Below are 20,732 nucleotides of genomic sequence, written 5' to 3'. Positions count from 1 at the left end.
AGCGAGATTTTCGCCGACAGCGGCGCCCTGCGGGAAAGCTCGACGGATACGCGACATCGTCAGAGCGTTGCAATTGGTTGCTCGGCGACGGAACGCCAGCTGCGTTGACGATAACGCCATAGGTAAGGAGAGCGTCGAGTGGCCTCCCTTGGTTCGGCGTTACCGCTGGCGCGACCACGAGACTCTCCTTCGTGCTGACGGCGCTTCGGTATATTGCCAGTCGAACCGCGAGAGGCCGGTCTCCGTGCTTGGCCGCGATAATGGCGCCTTCCCGGCCAAGCATGACGGCCACGGCGCAAACCGCGTCGCCGGCACTCGGGCTGAGAGGCACAGCGGCAATCGGCTTCACAAGCGCATTCTCAGGTGTCCTTGCCACGTTATCCGGCAGACTTCTCCGCCACGGGCCCATCGGTTTCGTGGGCGGCCGTATCGGTGCCTGGCTCGCGAGCTTTCCACCAGATCATCGCCAATAGATACAGGGACATCAGCGCGCCGCCAAAGCAGAAGACCGAAATATATGCAAACCGGAAAAAAAGATTGGTCACCAAAAATACGAATGCGACCAAAAGTCCAAATATCCGAACCTCGGGCCGCGAAGCGAGAAGCAGAGGCAAAATGACCGCGGTGAAATAGATGACGACGGTAAGCTCGCGAGCGACAAGAAAATCGAACAGCATGATTCCGCCATAGGAAATCGCATGCGGAAGAAATGTCACGGACATCCAGTCTTCGTGCACAAGATAAGGCAGGTATTGCCCTCCGCCTAGGACCGCGCCCATGACCGCAAAGCCGAGATAAAGCGGTTTGCGGCGGACCGGCTCGAGAAAGAAGATTGCCGAGGGCACCCAGACCGGCCAGGCCAGCCAGGAGAAGAACATGTACGCAAGCGTGAAGCGCTGGACCGCCGCAGGATCGCTTGCAGAGCCGGACGTCCAGACCAGGCCCTCGAACAACTGCTGGATGCCGAACAGGAAGGGCAGGGCGCAGATTCCGAGATAACGGCGATCTGTCCGGAATGCGATATAGCTGCTCGCGAGCCCGGCTGGCAGGAGCACGGTAGCGGCGGCGAAGCTGGCTTCGGCTGAGAAGCACATGTCAGTCCTGCTTCGCTGTGGGCGGGAAGGCCAACCTGGAGCAAGCCCTTGCGGCACGGATAGCCATTGCCGGGAGAAGATGGTCGACCGCGTTCGTGGCGAGACCATTTTGAGGTAGCCACGACGCATGGCTTCGTTCTTGCCGGGCCACAACGCTTCCGCTGGTCGGAACCAGCCGGCGAACGTGCGCGCTGCGCTGACAGAGCCAAGCTAATGGGATCGTCCTCATCACGGTGCAATAAGACCCTGTTCCAGCGCAGCATTGTCATAGAGGAAGACGGCGTTCGGATCGGGGAGGCGATGATCGGCGTGTGACGCTTCGCCGAGACGGCTCAGCAAATCGCTGATCAGCGAAAGCCGCGTGTGATGTTTGTCGTCGGCTCGAACCACGGTCCACGGTGCGGCGATGCTGTGCGTGCGCGCAAGCATTTCGTTGCGAGCCGTGCTGTAAGCGTTCCAGCGCTTTGTGGCTTCATCGTCAACCGGGCTGATCTTCCACTGTTTAAGGGGATCCTTCCGTCTTGCCGCAAGGCGCTTTTTCTGCTCCGACTTCGAGATATCGAGATAATATTTGACCAATGTGATGCCGCAATGGGCAAGAAGCTGCTCGAACATCGGCACGGTCGCCATGAATTCCTCATAGTCGGCGTCTGTGCAATATCCCATTACCCGCTCGACGCCAGCGCGGTTATACCAACTGCGGTTGAACAGAACGATCTCTCCTGCAGCCGGGAGATGACTCGTCCAGCGCTGGAAATACCAGGATCTGCGATCATGGTCCGACGGTGGACCCAGCGCGACCACGCGCGTTTCGCGTGGGCTGAGATGCTTGACGATTCGTTTGATCGTCCCGTCTTTGCCTGCCGCATCCCTTCCTTCGAAAATGATCAGCAATTTGCGGCCATCGGCGATGATCTGCCGCTGCAGGGCGCTGAGCCCGACCTGGAGCGCGCGAAGCTGCTCGGCATAGGAGTGCTTCTCCTTTTCATTCATGCTCATCTGCGCCTCTTCACTTTCAGGCTTTGCGCGGACTTCCTCGGTCCGCCCTTCGCGATAACAATTCGACCCATAATAATCGTCCCCGCCAAGGGTACTCGTGCTCTCAGGATGGCGGGTTGGAATGATGGGTGGACGAGAGCTTTGACCATGTCGGGATAAATCCGGGAACCCGCTTCATGTACGCGCGGTACTCTTCGCCGAAAGTCGCGAGCGCTTCGCGCTCTTCGTTTCGCGCCAAGCGGACATACATGAAGGTGAGGACCGGGAACATCGCGAGGGTCAGCACGGTCGGCCATTGGAACAGGAACCCGAGCATGATGAGAATGAACCCGTCATATTGCGGATGCCGCACATAGGAATAAATGCCTTCTGTCGCGAGGAGATTGTTCTTTTGCGCGCGGTAGAGGCGGGCCCAACCGCTCGAAATAAGCCAGAAGCCGCCTCCGATCAGAACGAAGCTCGCAATATGAAACGGCCCGAAATGGGGGTTGGCCTGCCACCCGAACAGTTCTTCGAGGAGGTGTCCGGCGTCATGCGAGAACCAGTTCACCTCCGGATAGCGGCTCTGGAGCCACCCCGAGAGCAGATAGATGGTCAGCGGGAAGCCATACATTTCCGCGAACAGAGCAACGAGAAAGGCGCTGAAGGCGCTGAACGAGCGCCAGTCGCGCTTTGTCTGCGGTTTGAAGAAGCTGAATGCGAAAAAGATGAAGATCGCGGCATTCACGAATGCCAGACCCCAGAGCCCATATGCGGGTGCTTCGCTGTGCATGGCCTTGCCTCCGGATCAGTGGCGGTGGGAGCCGGAACCGGCTGCCGTGTCCGTGCCGGGCCGACCCCTTCCATGGTCGAGAGGGGCGTGCCCGCCATGTCCGCCATGGCCACCATGCATGAACATATGTAACAGCGGACAGGCCAGCAGCAGTAGCACCCACGGAAGAATTCCGAGCATATGCGCCCGGTGCTCGGCCAGAAGGAAGAATGCTGCGATTCCGGCGAAGGCGACAAAGGCGAGCGCGATGCGCCAGGTCGAACTGTTGGGCCTCGCGCCCGTTGACCGGTCATGTCTCTCGTAGTCCATATCTTGCACCCCATTCAGGCCATCAGGTCATGATTTAGCTGTTTGGAAAGACGCATGATCCACGTCCCCATTACAGTTGCCCTTGGTATGCGCGTCCAGATTTCCAACGCGCTAGCAATTGTGGGGCCGCCGCCGTCGATCAGACCGGCTTCATTCCTGGTCCGGATTGTCGGGAACGCCTGCCGAACGTTAGGATTATCATTAGAATTCCAAGGTTCGCACCATATTGTCGTTTTTCTATTGTAGTCTCTCCTAGTTCGGCTAACCATGCGGAGCACTGTGGCTGGCTCGCTGCACGAGAAGGATGCCGCCGAGAATCAGAATGGCGCCTCCGGCCTGTGTCCATGTGAGCCGTTCGCCGAACAGGGACGTACCGATAGCGAGGCCGATGATCGGTACCAGAAAGGTGAAGGCATTTGCCTTGGTGAGGCCAACCTGTTCCAACGCCCTAAACCAGAGCCAAAATGCAACTGAAGTGCCCAATACGGCCAAGGTGAGTAAAATCGCGGCAAATTCAAGCGACCAGGAAAATGAAGCCAAATCTTCGGTCGTAGTTGATAGAAGCGCCAGAGGAATTGCACCGATTGACAGTTGAAATCCCATCGCGATAAGCCCATCGGCTCGGCCTGTGAGGCGCTTGATGCCGATATTGCCTAGCGCAACACCGGTTACCGCAAGAGCAACATAGGCAATACCGAGGCGGTAATTGGGCATATCGCCTGAAGCGACAGCGGGCCAGGCAATGACAAAGACGCCAAGAAGGCCCACCACGAGGCCGGCCTTGCCACTCAAGGAAAGCCGCTCTTGCAGGATACCGTGGGCGAGAAGCGCGGTTAGAAGTGGCTGCGTATTGGTGATGACAGTCGCAATACCAGGCGTAACATATTCGGCGGCATGGAACATGCCCAGAAACCCAAGGGTCGTTGAGCCAAAGCCTACTGTGGTGATCAAAATCCAGGTATGAAAATCGCGGGGCAGGGGTCGGCGCAGCAAAATGGCCAGCAGAATGAGGCTCAGTCCAGCAATTGCGGCGCGCATTGCTGCAAAGGCGACGTGAGGAGCCAGGTCAAGACCTATAGTGATGAGCGGGAAACAGCCCGCCCAGAGCAGCATCACGGCAAGCAGCCTGATTATTGAACCGGTAGATATTTTGTTAGCACAGTGCACTCTTCGCCGCACGGCGCCCCAATAAAAGGCCATCCGATCATCAACCTTCCGCGAATATGAGCGACAGTGAACCGTCTGGTACCTCACACCGAACGCCCCATTCCCGATTCCGATGCGCGCGCTCGCTTTCGCTTTTTGTATAATCCTTGCCTCTGACCTCCCTACCCATCCGTTCGCCCTTGTGAATACCGCAGTTCCTTTCCGTATCGCTTGCGCGGACCTCGAACCTGATGACGTCTCTTGCGGTCGACAAATCCGCTTCATCGCTCCAATTCTCGAGCCTCCGGAAGTCTGCATGAAATCGCATACCGACATTGCGATGCCACGCGCGCACGAGGGCGCGACGCCCAGCACGCGCGAGAGCAATCGCGCAAACGAGGCCCGTCGGACCCGCGCCGATAACCATCACCTGGCCGCTTACATTATTACGGACGAAAGCCGGGTGCGCGTGTGTTGCGCGGACAGGAAACTCGGGGGCTGGCCGATCGTTTCCGGTCCCGGTTCCGGTCCGCGCGAGCAATGGCTGACCTTGGTGCGTGATCATCTCGCAAGTGGACGGCAGGCACGCTCGGGCTGCGGCGCGCAGTGAAGACTTGCCTCGGGGAGGTGCGGCGCCACCGGTGCTCGTGGCCTGCGATGGTGCATCAGCGCCGCCACGGCGAGCGAGGCCAGCCGTGCCGGCACCGGATCCGCGCGCGACGTCAGCACCACCGGCACCGCCAAGCCGACTGCGATGCCTGCCGCAGTGGCTCCCGCCAGGTATTCAAGGTTTTTCGCGAGGATGTTTCCCGAGACCAGATCAGGGACGAGCAGAATGTCTGCGTCACCGGCCACGGCTGAAGCAATCCCCTTGTCCGCGGCTGCCTGGCTCGAGATGGCATTGTCGAAGGCGAGCGGACCGTCGACCAGGGCGCCGGTAATTTGTCCGCGCTGCGCCATGAGCGTCAGACATGCCGCATCGAGTGTCGAGACGATTTCGGGGTTGACCGTCTCTATCGCCGAGAGGACGGCAGCCTTTGGCGTCTCGACCCCAAGGAGCTGGAATAGGTTGATCGCATTTTGCAGGATCTGGGCCTTGGCGCTGAGGTCGGGCGCGATGTTGATCGCCGCGTCGGTAATCCCGAGGAGTCTTGACCGGGTTGCGACGTCGACCAGGAAGACATGACTGACCCGCTCGCCTGGCACACGCAACCCAAGTTCCTTGTCGAGCATAGCGTGCATCAAGCTGTCGGTGTGGATATGTCCTTTCATCACTGCGTCGGCCTTGCCCTCGCGGGCGAGTTCCACAGCTTTTGCTGCCGCGGCAGTTCCCGAACCGGCGGGGACCATCCAATCAGCCGCCGGCGTCCATTCGATATCATTGCAGATCGCGGCGATCACCTCCGGATCGCCAACTAGACGCGGCTCGACCAAGCCGAGTCCCTGCGCTTCGCGCATAGTTTCCAGAACTTCCGATTGCGCGGCATCAGCTACAGCAACGCGAATGGGTCCAAGGCCGGTTGCCTGTTCGACGAGGCGCTGCAGATGTGGGGCAGGGGGGGCCAAGTTCACGCCACCTGCCTTGCGGGCTGCACGGCCAGCAGCCGGCGCATGTGCCGCGCTATCATTTGTTCTTCGTCGGTTGCGAATGCTTCAACGACGACGTGGCCCGCAGCCGACGAGATGACCCGTGCACCATCTGTGTTGCGCTTGGGATCCAGGGCGACGCCCAGATAGCCGAGATCCGCGCAAATGTCGGCGCGAACCATGGGTGCATTGGCGCCGATTCCGCCGGTAAATACCAGGCGATCGAGGCCGCCCAAGGCGGCGGTCAGTGCGGCCAAGTGTAAGCGCGCCTGATAGCAGAAGTACGCCACGGCCTCGAGAGCGGACTGGTCCGTGGGCCGTGCCAGCAATTCCTGCATGTTGCGGCTGAAACCGGACAATCCCAGCAGTCCCGATTCCTCGTAAAGGAGATGCTGGAGCCGATCTGCGGACAAGTCCATTTCTGTCAGCAAGTAAAGGATGATGCCCGGGTCGAGGTCGCCGCAGCGCGTCCCCATGGGCAGACCGCTCAATGTGCTGAAACCCATCGTCGTCTCGACGCTTCTGCCGCCCCTCAGCGCACACATCGAAGCCCCGTTCCCGAGATGGGCAACGATGACGCGCTCGCCATCGACGTCGACCTCCTCGCTGCGCAGCCGATCAACGACATATTCGTAGGAAAGGCCATGAAAGCCGTAACGGCGGATGCCTTGGTCACGCAACTCGCGCGGCAAACCCGTCAGGGTTGCGAGGTGCGGCATGCCATGATGAAAGGCGGTATCGAAGCAGGCGATTTGGGACAGGTCTGGGCGAGCGCTGCGGACTGCGGCGATTCCGGCCAGATTGTGCGGTTGATGCAGCGGAGCAAGCGGCACGAACTCGCGCAACCGCGCCTCCAGCGTCTCCGTTACGAATGTGGCGCAATCACATTCCGCGCCGCCATGGACAATGCGGTGCCCGACTGCCGCCAAACCGTATCCGGCGGTGTGCGGGTCGATCGCATCGAAAAGCAGATGCAAAGCCATGTCGTGGTCAGCGACTTGTGTCGCTTCATCGAACGCCGTCGTCCCTGCTACGTCAACGGCGTGAAAACGGCCATGTGCAAGGCCGATGCGGTCGATGGCCCCTGACCAGAGGCGCGCTGGGGGATCTACGGTCGAAAAGAGCGCGAACTTCACGCTCGACGAGCCGCTGTTAATGACCAGAATGGCATCGCCTGCAGCTGCTCGCAGTTGGGGCTGCGTGGGGCGACCATTGCTAGGCATGCTTGCTGCCCGCAAAGCCGTACAGCCAGCCAAAGATTTGCTCGCAGGTCTTGTCCCTGGCTTGCCGCGCGTCTTCGAGTGCTTGGGTGATCGCGCCGATTACGTCTTTTTCCCGCTGAACCAACGGCTGGTTGGGTGACAGCGGCTTGCGCCTTTGCGAGATCGCACCCGCCAACATTGCGGCACCGCGCATCCAGGGATTGAATGCCTCGGAATGGAGATAGCGGCTCGTCCGCATCGGGTGGAGCCACTTGAGCGCCTCGGCGGTCCAGGGATTGGCCAGTGCCTGCACCCACGGGCTCATGAAGGTCCGGTACAGCGCCTCGTTTTGCTCGGAGATCTGCCTGACGCGTTCGAATGCCTCGCGCGGATAATCCCTATCGAGATCCTCGACCTCGCGCGGTTCGAAACGGACACTGAAATCAGGCTTGTGACAATCCGGATCGCCGGAAGGATTGTCGATCTTCATTTCGTAAAGCCCCGGCGGCAGAGCTTCGATCTCCTCCAGGCTTTCGACGATGGCGCGATGCTCGAGACGCGCGACGCTCGCCGAAACAAAAATGCCAAGATGGCCGACATGAGGATTTGTCAGATAGACGATGCGTTGTCCCGCTTGCTTCAGGTCCTCGGTGTCGCGATAGACGGCAGGGATCCAGCCGAGCGCCTGCTGCGGCGGCGTGATGTTGTCGCCATAAGAGGCGAAGATGACGAGCGGGTTTCGGATGCGGCGCAAATCGGCAAAGGCCCCTTCGCAGATGCGCAGCCGTCCCTGCTCGAGCGCGTTGCCGATGAACAGATTTTCGACGATCGCAAGCATTTCTTGGCGACTGAGAAAGTAGAAGCCGTTCCACCAGCGTTCAAATTCCAGAAAGCGCTCGCGTTCGCTGTCGACATTGGCGAATAGATGCGCATATTTTTCCCAGATAGCCTTTTCCGGTTTCAGATTCTCGAAGTTCTCGGCAAGCCACGCCCCATCGAAGCGGCCGTTGCCCAGATCCGAGAGGAAATGCGTCAGCCACGCGCCCCCAAGTAGGCCGCCCGCCAGGCGCATCGGATTGATGCCGGATTCGCCGGCCCAGTAAGACAGAGGCGAACCGTTCAAGACCGCAGGGCCAACCAGGCCTTCGCAGTCGGCGGATAATAACGTCACCGCCCACCCGGCCTGGCAGTTGCCGTATGTAATCGGCGCTTTGTTCGGGTGCCGCCGTGCGACTTCTTCGACGAAACGCCGCAGCGTATGGAGGACGTCGGTGAGGGTTTGCGCGAGAGCGGGCTCGGGAAAGAAGATCACGAAATAGACCGGATGGCCTTCGCGCATGGCCATGCCGACTTCGGAATCGCGCTTGAATCCGCCGATGCCGGGGCCGTGGCCGGCGCGCGGATCGACGACGATGATCGGCGGTTTGTTGGGGTCGACGCAATCCTCCCAGCAATCTCCGCCGATCTCGGTGATGCGAAGAAGGGCGTAATTGGTCGGTCGCTCGAAACGGCGCGCGTCAAGCAGCGTCTCATATTGGAAATCGAGAAGTGGCGGCAAGCCGGCGCGCTCATGTTCGAGCATGTTGTTCGCCCGCTGACGCAGCGTATCCCAGAACAGGATCGTTCGCTCCATGAAATCCCGCTGATAGGCGACGAACTCGTCGAGCGTGGGAAGATCCGGAATGGGCCCGGAGTCCGAAGGAATTCGTTTTGGCGCTTCGCCCAGTGATTGGGGAGGACGGTTTCCTGATTGCCGCGACGGCGCCGCCGAAGTTGGTAATGTTCCGCTGGTTTGAATGGATGAAGAAGCCATAATTTCGCTGTTTCGCAAAAGATTGAAGAGCAAGCTGAAATTCGAATCACATCGCGGTCGCCGGAACTGGCGAGTCCTGCGCTGCGTTCCTGGCCGGTATCCTGCCGCGGCCAACACCCGTCAGTCTGGTCCGCTTGAGCATCAGCGCATTGATGGCAACAAGCGCGGAACTGCCCGACATGGCGAGTGCAGCAATCTCCGGGCTCAGCAGAACGGGATAGAGCACGCCAGCGGCGAGCGGGAAGGCGATGATGTTGTAACCGACCGCCCACCAGAGATTCTGGTGCATCTTGCGCAAAGTCGCACGCGACAGGGTGATTGCGCCGACGATATCGAAGGGATCGCTCTTCATCAGAACGACGTCCGCGCTTTCCATGGCGACATCGGTTCCCGCGCCGATGGCGAATCCGACATCGGCCTGCGTCAGGGCGGGCGCATCGTTGACGCCATCTCCGACCATGCCGACACGCTGGCCTTGCGCCTGCAGTTCCTTGACCTTATCGGCCTTCTGCCCCGGCAGGACATCGGCGAGCACAATTTCTATACCGAGTTCCGCGGCGATGCGCTTGGCCGTGCCCGCATTGTCGCCGGTGAGCATCGCGACCTTGACGCCGCGCTCGCGCAGTGCCGCAACCGTGGATTTGGCAGTCGGCCGAGGTGCGTCGGCAATCGCGATCAGGCCCAGTATTTCGCCGCCACGCGCGACATGGACAACCGTGCGGCCGGCGCCCTTCAACCGCTCGGCGGGTTCCGCAAGTGCGCCCAATGCAATGTTTTCATCCTCCATTACCTGACGGTTCCCGACAACCACCGAAGCACCTTCGACTACGGCACCCGCGCCCTTGCCCTCGCGGTTGGCGAAATTGCGGGCTTCCGGCAAAGTGATGCCCGATGCGCGCTCCAGGATCGCGATGGCAAGCGGATGTTCCGAGTTGCGTTCAATCGCTCCCGCCATGCGCAGCACCTCGTCCTGCGTATATTCCGCAGCCGCGACCACATCGACAACCTTGGGTTGCCCCATGGTGAGCGTTCCGGTCTTGTCGAAGACGATCACGTCAAGCTTGGTCGCGTCCTCGAGCGCGCCGGCATTCTTGAACAAGATGCCGTTCATCGCGCCAAGACCGGTGCCGACCATCACCGCCATCGGGGTGGCAAGACCGAGTGCATCGGGGCAGGCGATCACGAATACAGTGATTGTCAGCGTCAATGCGAACAGCAAGGTCGAGCCCAGCGCCCAGTACCAGCCGGCAAATGTGGCGAGGCCGATGACAATCGCGGCGAGCACCAGCCATTGCGATGCGCGATCCGCGAGCAGTTGCGCCGGCGCCTTGGAGTTTTGTGCTTCCTGGACGAGTTTGACGATCTGGGCGAGGGCGGTCTCCGCCCCCACTTTGGTCGCGCGGTAGCGGAAGCTGCCGCTGCGGTTGATTGTGGCGCCAATGACCGCATCGCCAGGGCCTTTGGAGACCGGCATAGATTCTCCCGTCAGCATCGATTCATCGACGTCCGACTTGCCATCGAGAATCTCGCCGTCGACGGGGATCTTGTTGCCGGGGCGGATCAGCACGACATCGCCTACGAGCACCTCGGCGGTCGGTACTTCGATCTCCTTCCCGTCGCGCAGGACTGTCGCCATCGGCGGTGCCAGGTCCATCAATGCGCGGATAGCCTGGGAAGCGCCGGCTCGTGCCCGCATTTCGAGCCAATGGCCCAGCAGAATGAAAACGAGCAGAACCGCCGAGGCCTCGTAGAATTGCTGGCCTTCGAAAAAGAAGGTGGTGCCGACGCTGAACAGATAGCCGGTGCCCACGCTCAGCAACACGAGCACCGCCATGTTGAGAACACCATTGCGCAGCGCTCGGATCGCGGCGACCACGAAGGGCCAGACAGGATAAAGGATCGCCGCGCTTGCAAGCAGGAACAAGGTGATGTTGAGATCGAGGCCGAAAGGTGGGGTCAGCAAGGGGCGGTCCATCCCCATTGGAGACAGGCCGAAGATCGGAAGACCAAAGATCAGGCTGATGAAGAACCGGTTGCGCATGTCGCGCGCCATCGCGGCCATGTCCATCCCCGCGCCGTGCCCCATTTCATGAGCCATGGCGTCGTGCGCCGCCCCCCCTTTGGCGGCAGCAGCGACGGCTCCCGGCTGATCATGATGGACGTGACCGGACGCGGAGCCCGCGCGGTTCTGGCTGTTGTCGTCTGGAGTCACCACGGCATCTCGGGCGCAGACATGCCGGGGGACGAGACGGCCGCCGCAGTGAAACCCGCAGTCATTGATGATGCCGCGCAACTCGCCGACATTTATCAGCGTTTCGTCAAAGACGACCGTTACGCTCTCGGAAGCGGGACTGGCTTCGGCGCTGAGCACTCCAGCGCGTTTTGAAAGCTGCTTTTCGACGCCAAGATGGTCGAGGCATTGGAACAGCCCGCGGGCTTCAAGTGTCACGGTTGGCAAGGCAAGGCTCCGTTGTTGGTGTGGCTGGCCGGCGGTGTTCAGCATGGCCACAGGTGTTCGAGGGGCCAAAGGGGGCGTGCGACCCCTCGAACAGAGTGGTGCGGCGCACAAAGTGCTGCGCCACACGTGTTCAGCCTACAAAATCATCCGGTCGATTTGCACCCTTGTGAGTGCTTCGTTGCCGCGTCTTCTGTGGCTCCTGGGTCTTGTGCGCCGGTATCTGCGGGACTTGCCGCCCGCTTGTTGCCGCAGCAGCATCCCGACGACTCCGTATTCTTGTCAGGCGCCTCGTTCTGTTTCACTCGGCTCGTCATGAATACCTCCATTAGTGGCTCCCTCCCTGAGGGGATATGGTTCAAGACGCACTGGCGGCATGAAACTTACAGTCCGGATCCGGAACCTTGGAAACCAGTTGAACCAGCCCTGGCCGGAGGGGGCCAGACTGGAGGATGCCGAAGAGTTCCATCGTGATGGCATCGTATAGCGCCTCCGGCAGGGATCTTCTCGGCGCGCTGATTACCGTTGCTCGGGATGACATGGACCAGCTTTCATTGTTGGTGCTGGCGAACGCGGCGCCGGCATTCACACGATTCTTCTCTTCCTTCGACTTCGTCAGTGGCGCACGGCCGCTTCTGCAAGCGCGGCACCGATCATCGCCTTTGCTTCACTCTCGATCTGATCGAGATGGTCGAGGCTCCGGAAGCTTTCCGCGTAGATCTTGTAGATATCCTCCGTTCCCGAAGGCCGCGCCGCGAACCAGCCGTTCGCGCTTCGTACGCGCACGCCGCCCAAGGGAGCGCCGCTCGATGGCGCGGCGCTTTCGATGGCGATCACGGCTTCGCCAGCCAATTGTCCGGCCTCGAAACAGTGCGGCGTCAGCTGCCTGAGCTGCTCTTTCTCGCGTCTCGTCGCCGGAGCGTCGGTACGCCGGTAGAACGGCTTTCCAATCGTGGTGGTCACCTCGGCGTAGAGCGCAGTGGGATCGCGGCCCGTCTTCGCCATGATCTCCGCAGCAAGCAGGCCGAGCGCGATTCCATCCTTGTCGGTTGTCCATACCGAGCCGTTCTTGCGCAGCAGGGTCGCTCCGGCGCTTTCCTCACCCGCAAAGCCGAGCTTGCCTTCGAGCATGGCGTCGACGAACCATCTGAACCCGACCGGCGTTTCGACCAGGGGGCGATCGAGATGCGCGGCAAGCCGATCGATAAGCGCGCTCGTTACCATCGTTTTTCCGATCCCGGCGTCGCGCGGCCACTGAGGCCGGTTCATGAACAGATAGGCAACGCAAGCGGCGAGATAGTCGTTCGGAGGCATCAACCCCTGCGAGGCTGTAACAATACCGTGCCGATCGGCATCCGGATCGTTGCCCACGGATATGTCGAATCGGTCCTTGAGATCGAGTAGCTGCGCCATCGCATAGGGCGAAGAGCAATCCATTCTGATGCGGCCATCGCGATCGGCGGGCATGAACCCGAAGCTCGGATCGACGGTGCCGCTGACCAGGCAAGCGTCGAGCCGATAGAGCTCGATGATGGCAGGCCAGTAGTCGACGGAGCTGCCGCCGAGGGGGTCGATGCCAATTCGCAGGCTCGAGGCGCTGATCGCCTCGAAGTCGAGGACGTTGGCAAGATCGTCGACGTAGGCCGAACGGAAATCCTGCCGTGACAATGCGGATGAACGATAGGCCCGCTCGTAGGACATGCGGCGCACGCCGCCTAGCTTGGGGTCGAGTAGCGCGTTGGCGAGGCGCTCGATATTGCCGGCCACTTCCGGCTCCGAGGGTCCGCCATGCGGCGGATTGTACTTGAAGCCGCCATCCTCCGGCGGATTGTGTGAAGGGGTTATCACGACGCCATCGGCAAGGCCGCTCGTGCGTCCGCGATTGTAAGAGAGAATCGCGTGAGAGATGACTGGCGTCGGCGTAAAGCCGTCGCGCGCGTCGGTCACGACGGCCACCTCATTCGCTGCGAATACCTCGATTGCTGTCCTTGCCGCCGGTCCCGACAATGCGTGCGTGTCGACCCCCAGGAACAAAGGACCGTCTATGCCGGTCCTTGCACGGTGAAGGCAGACCGCTTGGGCAATCGCCAGAATATGCGCCTCGTTGAACCTGCATTCGAGCGCCGAGCCGCGGTGGCCGGAAGTGCCGAACGTGACACGCTGGCCGGCGTTGCCAGGATCAGGGGCTAGGTCATGATAAGCACGGATCAGTCCCTCGACATCGACGAGCTGCGATGGATCGAGCCGTTTGCCTGCGTCGGGATGCGCGTCAGTCATGCTCCATCATCCTCCGGAATCGATGCTTCGCCCGGATCTTGGTTCAACCGGCCGGATTTGGCTATCCAGTTGGCGACGCCTGGTCTTGTCTGCATGCGCGCGTCGTTTCGGGATCAAGGGAAATGACATCCGCAAGGACGTGGTGTTGCACGAGTTCTTACAGCGAAGCCTCACGTTCTTTCGGCAAAAGCCATGATGCGCCACCCTGCGGCTATATATTCGGCCATTAGCACTCATGGCGGACGTCAGCCAATCGTCAGAAAAAGGGCTCCCCCGGCTGTGATGAGCGCCACCGCGCTTCCTGCGCCCACGATGAGTCCATGCTTCGGCGAACCCGTCAGTGCGCCCAATAGGGATTTGGTCAATGTATTCGCCGTGACCGCCAAGCCGATGCCGATCGCGGCAATCTGCGGATCGAGCGCCCCTTTGGACAATTGGGACAAGGACAGACTGATCGCATCGACATCGGCCAATCCGGAAATCGCAGACAGCCCGAATACGCCGGCGGGACCGGAGAACTGCGCCGCAAGTTTCGAGACCAGCATGACCCCGGCAATGAGTCCGGCAAGCTTCAAGGCCGTGCCCAGTTCCAGCGGGCTGGTCATGGCAATTTGCGGCCGCTCCATGTTGCGCTTGCCGGCGCGTAAAATAAAGATGGCGCCCAGGATCAAGATGACAGAGCCCGAAATCGCCAGCGGCAGCATGATGAGGCCGAGCAGCGACGGATTGGCGATTCCGACGACGACGATCACACGCGCCATCATGACGGCACAGCTCATCAGCGTAGCGCCCGAAAGGAGCCAGCAGGCGTCCGGATGGGCCCTTGCCATCTTCGCGAAAGTCAAAGCGGCAGCGGTCGATGACGCCAGGCCGCCGGCAAGTGCGGATACGATCAGGCCGGCTCGCTCGCCGAAAATGCGGATCGCGAAATAGCCAAGAAAGGAAACGGCGGCGAGGAGGATCGTGAATCGCCAAATCTCGGTCGGATTGATCGCGTTCCATGGATCGATCGCCTTGTCGGGCAAAATGGGCGCAATGAGAGCGGTCATCACGACGAGAATGACGAATGCACGGATCTCCGGCCAGGTGAGCATTTTCAGCCACGCATGAAGAGGCTGCTTGAATGCGAGCATGGCCGTCGCCGCCGCTGCCGATGCAATTGCCACCGACATCTCGCCCAGAACTGCATAGGCTCCGAGCAGGAACGCCAGGAGTCCGGCAACAGTGCCGGTAACACTGAAGCCTTGTTCGGTTCGCGCTTCTAGATATTGGAAAGCGGCCGTGATCAGTCCGAACGTCAGGAATGCAAAGCTGAGAAAAATCGCTCCTGCGGTGGACGCGACAAGAGCACTGATACCTCCGAGCAAGCCGGAAAGACCATAGGTTCTGAGACCGGCCGCGCGCTTTCCTTCAGGTACTTCGCGAAGGCTCCAGCCGCGTTCGAGACCAAAGAGCAGACCGATTGCAAGCGCGATGGCAAGGCGTTCAAACTGGCTATCGATGGGCATACCGCGAACCCTTGTCTCAACAACATTGCCGTCAACCGATCAGCCTCCGCCGGTCAGACAAAGAGCAATCTCAAGGTGCAGGACGTAGGCGAAGCGGCGGCCTTACAGAAGGGTCGGCCTCGTTCCGCACATCAGCGGTATCGGCAGAGCTGCGGGATCGAGGGCTCGCAGCGGGCGAAGACTTGTTTCTCGGAATGTCGGCGTGTTTGTGCTCCGGATCACCAACAGGCAAATCGATGTACGAAGTCGGTTGAACGAGCTTTTGATCGTTCGTGACTTTGTCGACTCGCTGGAGGTTAATTCGTTGGGGGACTGGGCACCGCACTGTTCAGCTGCTCCCGCCTGGTAGATGCCGCAGCGAACATTGCAGCGTCGAATCATAAGGCTCCCATGCCGATTTCATCGATCCACGTGATCTGACGCTTCCTCGCGAACTGTAAGCCGCGTGCGACCCGCGCGTCATGATTATGTTCGCGAGGCGTGTTCGTTCAGCCTGGATGGGAACAGACATTATGCCGAGACTGACAGTTTCAGGAGTTGGCGTTGGTATTGCCCTGCTCATGGCAACTCTTGCTCATGTCCCCGAGGCGCGGTCACAGGCCATCACAGATGCCGGTTGGAGCACGGCCATGGCAAGTAGTAATGGTGCCGATACCTCCGCGGCAAAGGTCGAGCCCGATCTCGAGATCGCCTATTCGGACTTCATCGCTCGCATCGACAGGAACGACGTTCGCGAGGTCGTGATCTCCGACAGTATGGTCAAGGGTGTGCTGGCTGACGGAAAGCGTTTCCAAACGACCACCCCGCAGGACGCCGGCCTCGTACCACGGCTGCTCGATCACCGCGTAAGAATAACCGCCGCGCAGAGCAAGACCGGGCTGTCCTCAGCCGGCTGGTTGTGGTTGTTCTTTCTGCCGCTTCTTCCGCTCGTGGCGATTGCGGGTTTCGCGATCTGGTCCCGGAAGCGTCAGGCCAAGAGCGGAGGCGGGGCATTCGGCATCCGACAATCCCAAGCGAAGCAAGTCGAAACCGACGCGCCGCCTGTGACTTTCAAGGACGTTGCCGGCATCGATGAGGCGGAGTTCGAGTTAAGCGAAATCGTCGAGTTTCTGAAGCGACCGGAGAGATTCCAGCGGCTTGGTGGAAAGATACCCAAAGGTTGCCTGCTCAGCGGGCCGCCTGGGACCGGAAAGACCCTGCTCGCACGGGCAATGGCGGGTGAAGCAGGCGTGCCCTTTTTCTCGATGTCCGGCTCTGCGTTCGTTGAAATGTTCGTGGGCGTTGGAGCGCGCCGCGTGCGGGATTTGTTCGCTCAGGCGAAAAAGAACGCACCTTGCGTCGTCTTTATCGACGAGATCGATTCTGTCGGACGACACCGGAGCGCTGGCGTGGGGGGCGGTAACGACGAGCGCGATCAGACGCTCAATCAGCTGCTTGTCGAAATGGACGGATTTGCCGGTGACCAGGGCGTCATTGTCGTCGCCGCCACAAACCGCCCGGACGTCCTGGATCCCGCATTGCTACGGCCCGGGCGCTTCGATCGCCAGGTGGTGGTGCCTGCTCCTGACGTCGGTGGCCGCGAAAAAATTCTGCGTGTTCACTTGCGGCACGTTCCTTTGGCGCCGGATGTGGACGCGCGTGTCATGGCGCGGGCAACCCCGGGCTTTTCCGGAGCGGACCTTGCCAACCTGGTCAACGAAGCCGCGCTGCTCGCGGCCCGGTCCGGCGCTGAACGCGTCTCTACAGCCGAACTGGAGGCGGCGCGGGACAAGGTTCTGCTTGGCGCCGAGCGACGCTCCCTGGCGATGACCGCCGATGAAATACTCACGACAGCCTATCACGAGGCAGGACACGCCTTGGTCGCTCTGCATGTCCCCGGCCATGATCCGTTGTACAAGGTGACGGTCATTCCGCGCGGTCGTGCCCTTGGCGTCACGATATCGCTTCCGGAGCGCGACCGTTACGGCCTTGCCCGCGTGGAACTGGAGGCGAAGATTGCCATGATGTTCGGCGGGCGCGTCGCGGAAGAACTCACCTTCGGGAAGGACAGGATTACCACGGGCGCCAGTGACGACATCCGCCAGGCCACCGTCCTCGCGCGGCGCATGGTCACCGAGTTCGGTTTCAGCGACCGGCTCGGCCCGCTGCGCTACATTGGCAGTGACGAGGAAGTTTTCCCACACGGTCACGCTGCCATTTCCGAAACGACCGCAAGCATGATCGATGAGGAGACCCGGCGCATCGTCGAGGAAGGCGAATCCCGAGCCCGCAAACTGCTCACCGACCACAGGGACCAGCTTCGGCAGCTGGCCGAGGCGCTGATCGAGCACGAAACCCTTTCCGGCGAGGAGATCCGATGGCTACTGAGAAATCCCGCAACAGATTTTGCTCTTGATCGCATGTTGGAACCAGGGCCGACACCGGAATGGATCGGCTGATCCAGAAGTGCCAGGTAAGCAGGACACCGCCTCTTCGGGGCAAGGCAGCGGATCAATGCGAGGGGATAAGTCGCCGAATCCAAGACATTATCTTGTTCCGTCTTGGCGCTTGATACAGCTGTCGCAGCGGGATCAAAATTGCTTCAAAGAGCGCACCCTGGGAGTTTCTGCTTCAAATGGGTGAGCAGAGCCATCTGCCTTAGCTGTTCCCAAAATTCTGTACGTCGTGAAGAAGAGATTGAGACAATGAGCACAGAGCATTTCCCCGGACTGAAAGCCCCAGTCATTGCTCCCGAGGGCTTTGAATTCGAGCCGGATGCTGCAGGAAGCTATTGGCATCATACACCTGAAAATACGCGTCCGCCCTTCGATATGATCGGCATGTATCAGCGTAACAAGCCGCTCCCCACGCCCGGCATCGAAACCCGCAAGGCCTATATCGTCGGCACCGGTATTGCTGGCCTGGCCGCCGCTTTTTACCTGATCCGCGATGCACACATGCCGCCTGAAAACATCACCATCTTCGAAAATCTCCCCGTCGAGGGCGGTTCGCTCGATGGCGCGGGCAATGCGGAGGACGGTTTCATCATTCGCGGCGGTCGCGAGATGAACTGGAACTACGATAATTTTTGGGACATTTTCCAGGATGTTCCGGCGCTGGAGCTGCCCGAAGGATATTCGGTGCTCGACGAATACCGTATGGTCAACGATGCCGATCCAAACTGGTCGAAGGCACGGCTGATCCATAAGCAGGGCCAGATCAAGGACTTCTCGAATTTTGGCCTCAGCAAATCCGAGCAGCTGGAGGTGATGCGTCTCCTCCTGAAGCGCAAGGAAGAGCTCAACGACGTTACGGTCGAGCAGTATTTCTCGAAGGGTTTCCTTGCCAGCAATTTCTGGATGTTCTGGCGCACGATGTTTGCCTTCCAGAACTGGCATAGCGTGCTGGAAATGAAGCTCTACCTCCATCGCTTCCTGGATGCGGTCGATGGCTTTGCCGATATGTCGACCCTGGTCTTCCCGAAATACGACCAGTTCGACAGTTTCGTCCGTCCGCTATCCAAGATGCTGCGCGACAAGGGCGTCAAGGTCCGTTACGATGTGCAGGTTCGCAATCTCAGGCTTGAGATTGTGGGCGATAAGAAGACGGTGACGGGTCTAGTATGCCGGACGCGCGAGGGCGTTGAAGAGGTGACAGATGTCGATGCACGCGATCTCGTTTTCGCGATCACCGGTTCGCTGACGGAAGGCACCGCTTACGGCGATCTCGAGACCCCTCCGAATTTGCAGCGCGGCAAGGTCGAGCCCGGGGAAGACAGCGACTGGGTTCTCTGGAAGAACCTTGCGAAGACCTCGCCCGTTTTCGGCAAGCCCGAAAAATTCTATTGCGACACCGACCGGTCGATGTGGGAATCGGCCACGCTGACCTGCAAGCCGTCGCCCTTCGTTGAAAGACTCAACGAGCTTTCGGTCAACGATCCCTATTCGGGACGTACCGTGACAGGCGGGATCATCACCTTCACCGACAGCGCATGGCTCTTGAGCATGACCTGCAACCGCCAACCCCATTTCCCCACCCAGCCTTCCGACACGCTGGTTCTCTGGGTCTATGGTCTCTTCATGGACAAGAACGGCGACTATGTGAAGAAGCCGATGCCGCAATGCACCGGCAAGGAGGTTCTGGCCGAGCTTTGTTATCACCTCGGCATTGTCGATCGGCTGGAAGAGATTGCCGCGAATACCAAGGTTCGCCTCGCGCTGATGCCCTACATCACGGCCGAGTTCATGCCGCGTGCCGCCGGTGACCGGCCGCATGTCGTGCCGGAAGGTTGCACCAACCTCGGCCTGCTGGGGCAGTTCGTCGAAACCCGCAACGACATCGTTTTCACGATGGAAAGCTCGGTCCGCACCGCGCGCGTTGCCGTCTACACGCTGGTGAACATTCCGAAGCAGGTGCCCGACCTCAACCCGACGCAATACGACATCCGCAACATGCTGAAGGGCGCCCGTGCGCTGAACAACAACCAGCCGTTCCTGGGCGAACGGTTGCTGCACCGGCTGCTCGACAACACCTACTTCGCCCATATTTTGCCTCCGCTTCCCGAAGCCGAGGCAAAAAAAGACGGCCATTTCGAGCAAGAGTTCGAGAAGCTGATGAAGATGGGCGACGGCTTCCTGAAAACCGTCGGGGCCAAGGTGGCCGATATCGCGGAATATCTGCGAAAAAGGGCCTCATGAGGCAGGTCTGTTGCTGAATAATCGTCGCGCATCCGGTTCATCGTATACGCGACGTTTCTTCGTGTTGCCGATTCGCCCATTCGACGATCGTCGGCCCGCGCCTTTCCACCCCCACTAAATCCCTCCGCAACAATCGAAGATTCGAGAACCGGGTCATAGCCGATGACCATTGCGCCCTTTCGGGCGGCGCCGCGGACGACTTCGAAGCCGTAGCGCGTCATGTCCTGTTCATAGATGGCGAGCGTATCCGCCAGCGTCGCTTTGCAGCGTGACACTGCCAGAAGCTGGCGCCCCAGATTGGCGACATCGCGGAGCGCGACGTTGGCGCCGCGCTCCGCTCAATGTTCCTCCATCACGTCCAGCCCGATCGAGGGCTTCGCATCCAAAAAGTTTGGCCCGTGGACCGAAAGGCGGCGCGCGGCCTCCGCTGAAGTCATAGTCAGGACCGTTGCTGGCTATTTCGGGAGCCTCTGAACAAGTTGGCCTTGCTGCGACAATGATGATGTGATTCCCTTCGCAACTGGAGGGCCGGATGGAGCAGGGTCGTTTTTCAGAAGTTGGCATATCACGGCCACGCAAACAGACGCGGCGGGCGATGTTTCTGGATCAGATGACGGGAGTTGTTCCGTGGGATCGGTTCGAGCAGTTGATCGTCCCGCATTATCCGGTGGCTGGCCGGGGGCGTCGTCCATACCCGTTGCGGTCTATGCTGAAGATCCATTTTATGCAGCAATGGTTTGGGCTGTCCGACCCGGCGATGGAAGAAGCGTTGTGGGAAACACCGCTGTTGCGCCAATTTGCAGGGATCAGCCTCGATTTCGAGGGGGTGTTCATCTTCACCCCTAATGGATGCGCCAGGCCCTACGCGCCCGCCGTCGCTCGGCGCCACGTGAT

The 20,732-nt window shown here is 60.3% G+C and carries 14 protein-coding genes and 1 pseudogene; 4 read left to right on the top strand and 11 right to left on the bottom strand.

Annotated elements, in window-relative coordinates:
* Window positions 1–377: 377 nt before the first annotated feature.
* The 5 genes from NN5_RS06120 to NN5_RS06100 form a co-directional block, all read right to left on the bottom strand.
* Window positions 378–1,094, bottom strand: a complete 717-nt coding sequence (locus tag NN5_RS06120) for a DUF6629 family protein (RefSeq protein ID WP_013833450.1) — start codon at window positions 1,092–1,094, stop codon at window positions 378–380.
* Window positions 1,095–1,322: 228 nt separating this feature from the next.
* Entirely contained in the window at window positions 1,323–2,093 is a 771-nt protein-coding gene (ppk2, locus tag NN5_RS06115) for a polyphosphate kinase 2 (RefSeq protein ID WP_148275001.1), read from the bottom strand.
* Window positions 2,094–2,196: 103 nt separating this feature from the next.
* On the bottom strand, window positions 2,197–2,865 hold the full coding sequence (locus NN5_RS06110; protein WP_013833452.1) for a methyltransferase family protein: 669 nt from the start codon (window positions 2,863–2,865) through the stop codon (window positions 2,197–2,199).
* A gap of 15 nt (window positions 2,866–2,880) precedes the next feature.
* Window positions 2,881–3,174: a DUF2933 domain-containing protein gene (locus tag NN5_RS27170; protein WP_051010065.1), complete on the bottom strand. Its 294-nt coding sequence runs from the start codon at window positions 3,172–3,174 to the stop codon at window positions 2,881–2,883.
* A gap of 261 nt (window positions 3,175–3,435) precedes the next feature.
* Complete coding sequence (locus tag NN5_RS06100; RefSeq protein WP_013833453.1) at window positions 3,436–4,374, bottom strand: DMT family transporter; 939 nt, start codon at window positions 4,372–4,374, stop codon at window positions 3,436–3,438.
* Window positions 4,375–4,453: 79 nt separating this feature from the next.
* On the opposite strand from NN5_RS06100, the gene NN5_RS26590 reads away from it, so the two are divergent.
* On the top strand, window positions 4,454–4,930 hold the full coding sequence (locus NN5_RS26590) for a hypothetical protein (protein ID WP_217998608.1): 477 nt from the start codon (window positions 4,454–4,456) through the stop codon (window positions 4,928–4,930).
* On the opposite strand, the gene NN5_RS06095 is transcribed toward NN5_RS26590, so the two are convergent.
* The 6 genes from NN5_RS06095 to NN5_RS06070 form a co-directional block, all read right to left on the bottom strand.
* Entirely contained in the window at window positions 4,882–5,892 is a 1,011-nt protein-coding gene (locus NN5_RS06095) for a bifunctional enoyl-CoA hydratase/phosphate acetyltransferase (RefSeq protein WP_013833455.1), read from the bottom strand. The two genes, NN5_RS26590 and NN5_RS06095, sit on opposite strands and share 49 nt — an antisense overlap.
* Entirely contained in the window at window positions 5,889–7,130 is a 1,242-nt protein-coding gene (locus NN5_RS06090) for an acetate/propionate family kinase (protein ID WP_013833456.1), read from the bottom strand. Before NN5_RS06090 ends, NN5_RS06095 begins: the two co-directional genes overlap by 4 nt.
* Complete coding sequence (locus NN5_RS06085; RefSeq protein WP_232512424.1) at window positions 7,123–8,955, bottom strand: DUF3141 domain-containing protein; 1,833 nt, start codon at window positions 8,953–8,955, stop codon at window positions 7,123–7,125. The genes NN5_RS06090 and NN5_RS06085 overlap by 8 nt, the downstream gene beginning before the upstream one ends.
* A 13-nt stretch (window positions 8,956–8,968) precedes the next feature.
* The gene (locus NN5_RS06080; RefSeq protein WP_245656271.1) at window positions 8,969–11,371 is read right to left on the bottom strand and encodes a heavy metal translocating P-type ATPase; all 2,403 of its coding nucleotides are present in this window, start codon (window positions 11,369–11,371) and stop codon (window positions 8,969–8,971) included.
* A gap of 621 nt (window positions 11,372–11,992) precedes the next feature.
* The gene (gene pgm, locus NN5_RS06075) at window positions 11,993–13,654 is read right to left on the bottom strand and encodes a phosphoglucomutase (alpha-D-glucose-1,6-bisphosphate-dependent) (RefSeq protein ID WP_013833460.1); all 1,662 of its coding nucleotides are present in this window, start codon (window positions 13,652–13,654) and stop codon (window positions 11,993–11,995) included.
* A 245-nt stretch (window positions 13,655–13,899) separates the two neighbouring features.
* Window positions 13,900–15,162 carry an MgtC/SapB family protein gene (locus NN5_RS06070; RefSeq protein ID WP_013833461.1) on the bottom strand — a complete coding sequence of 421 codons (1,263 nt, stop codon included), beginning with the start codon at window positions 15,160–15,162 and terminating at the stop codon, window positions 13,900–13,902.
* A 629-nt stretch (window positions 15,163–15,791) separates the two neighbouring features.
* Between NN5_RS06070 and ftsH the strand changes: the two genes are divergently transcribed.
* From ftsH to NN5_RS26790, 3 genes and pseudogenes are all read left to right on the top strand, one after another.
* On the top strand, window positions 15,792–17,600 hold the full coding sequence (gene ftsH / locus NN5_RS06065) for an ATP-dependent zinc metalloprotease FtsH (RefSeq protein ID WP_013833462.1): 1,809 nt from the start codon (window positions 15,792–15,794) through the stop codon (window positions 17,598–17,600).
* Window positions 17,601–17,981: 381 nt separating this feature from the next.
* Entirely contained in the window at window positions 17,982–19,838 is a 1,857-nt protein-coding gene (locus tag NN5_RS06060; RefSeq protein ID WP_245656269.1) for an oleate hydratase, read from the top strand.
* A 532-nt stretch (window positions 19,839–20,370) separates the two neighbouring features.
* Window positions 20,371–20,655, top strand: a pseudogene (locus tag NN5_RS26790) (transposase); the annotation flags it as partial.
* Between the last annotated feature and the right edge of the window lie 77 nt (window positions 20,656–20,732).

The organism is Novosphingobium naphthalenivorans NBRC 102051, assembly GCF_001590985.1.
Lineage (GTDB): Bacteria > Pseudomonadota > Alphaproteobacteria > Sphingomonadales > Sphingomonadaceae > Novosphingobium > Novosphingobium naphthalenivorans.
This window is presented reverse-complemented; position numbering and strand designations above follow the sequence as displayed.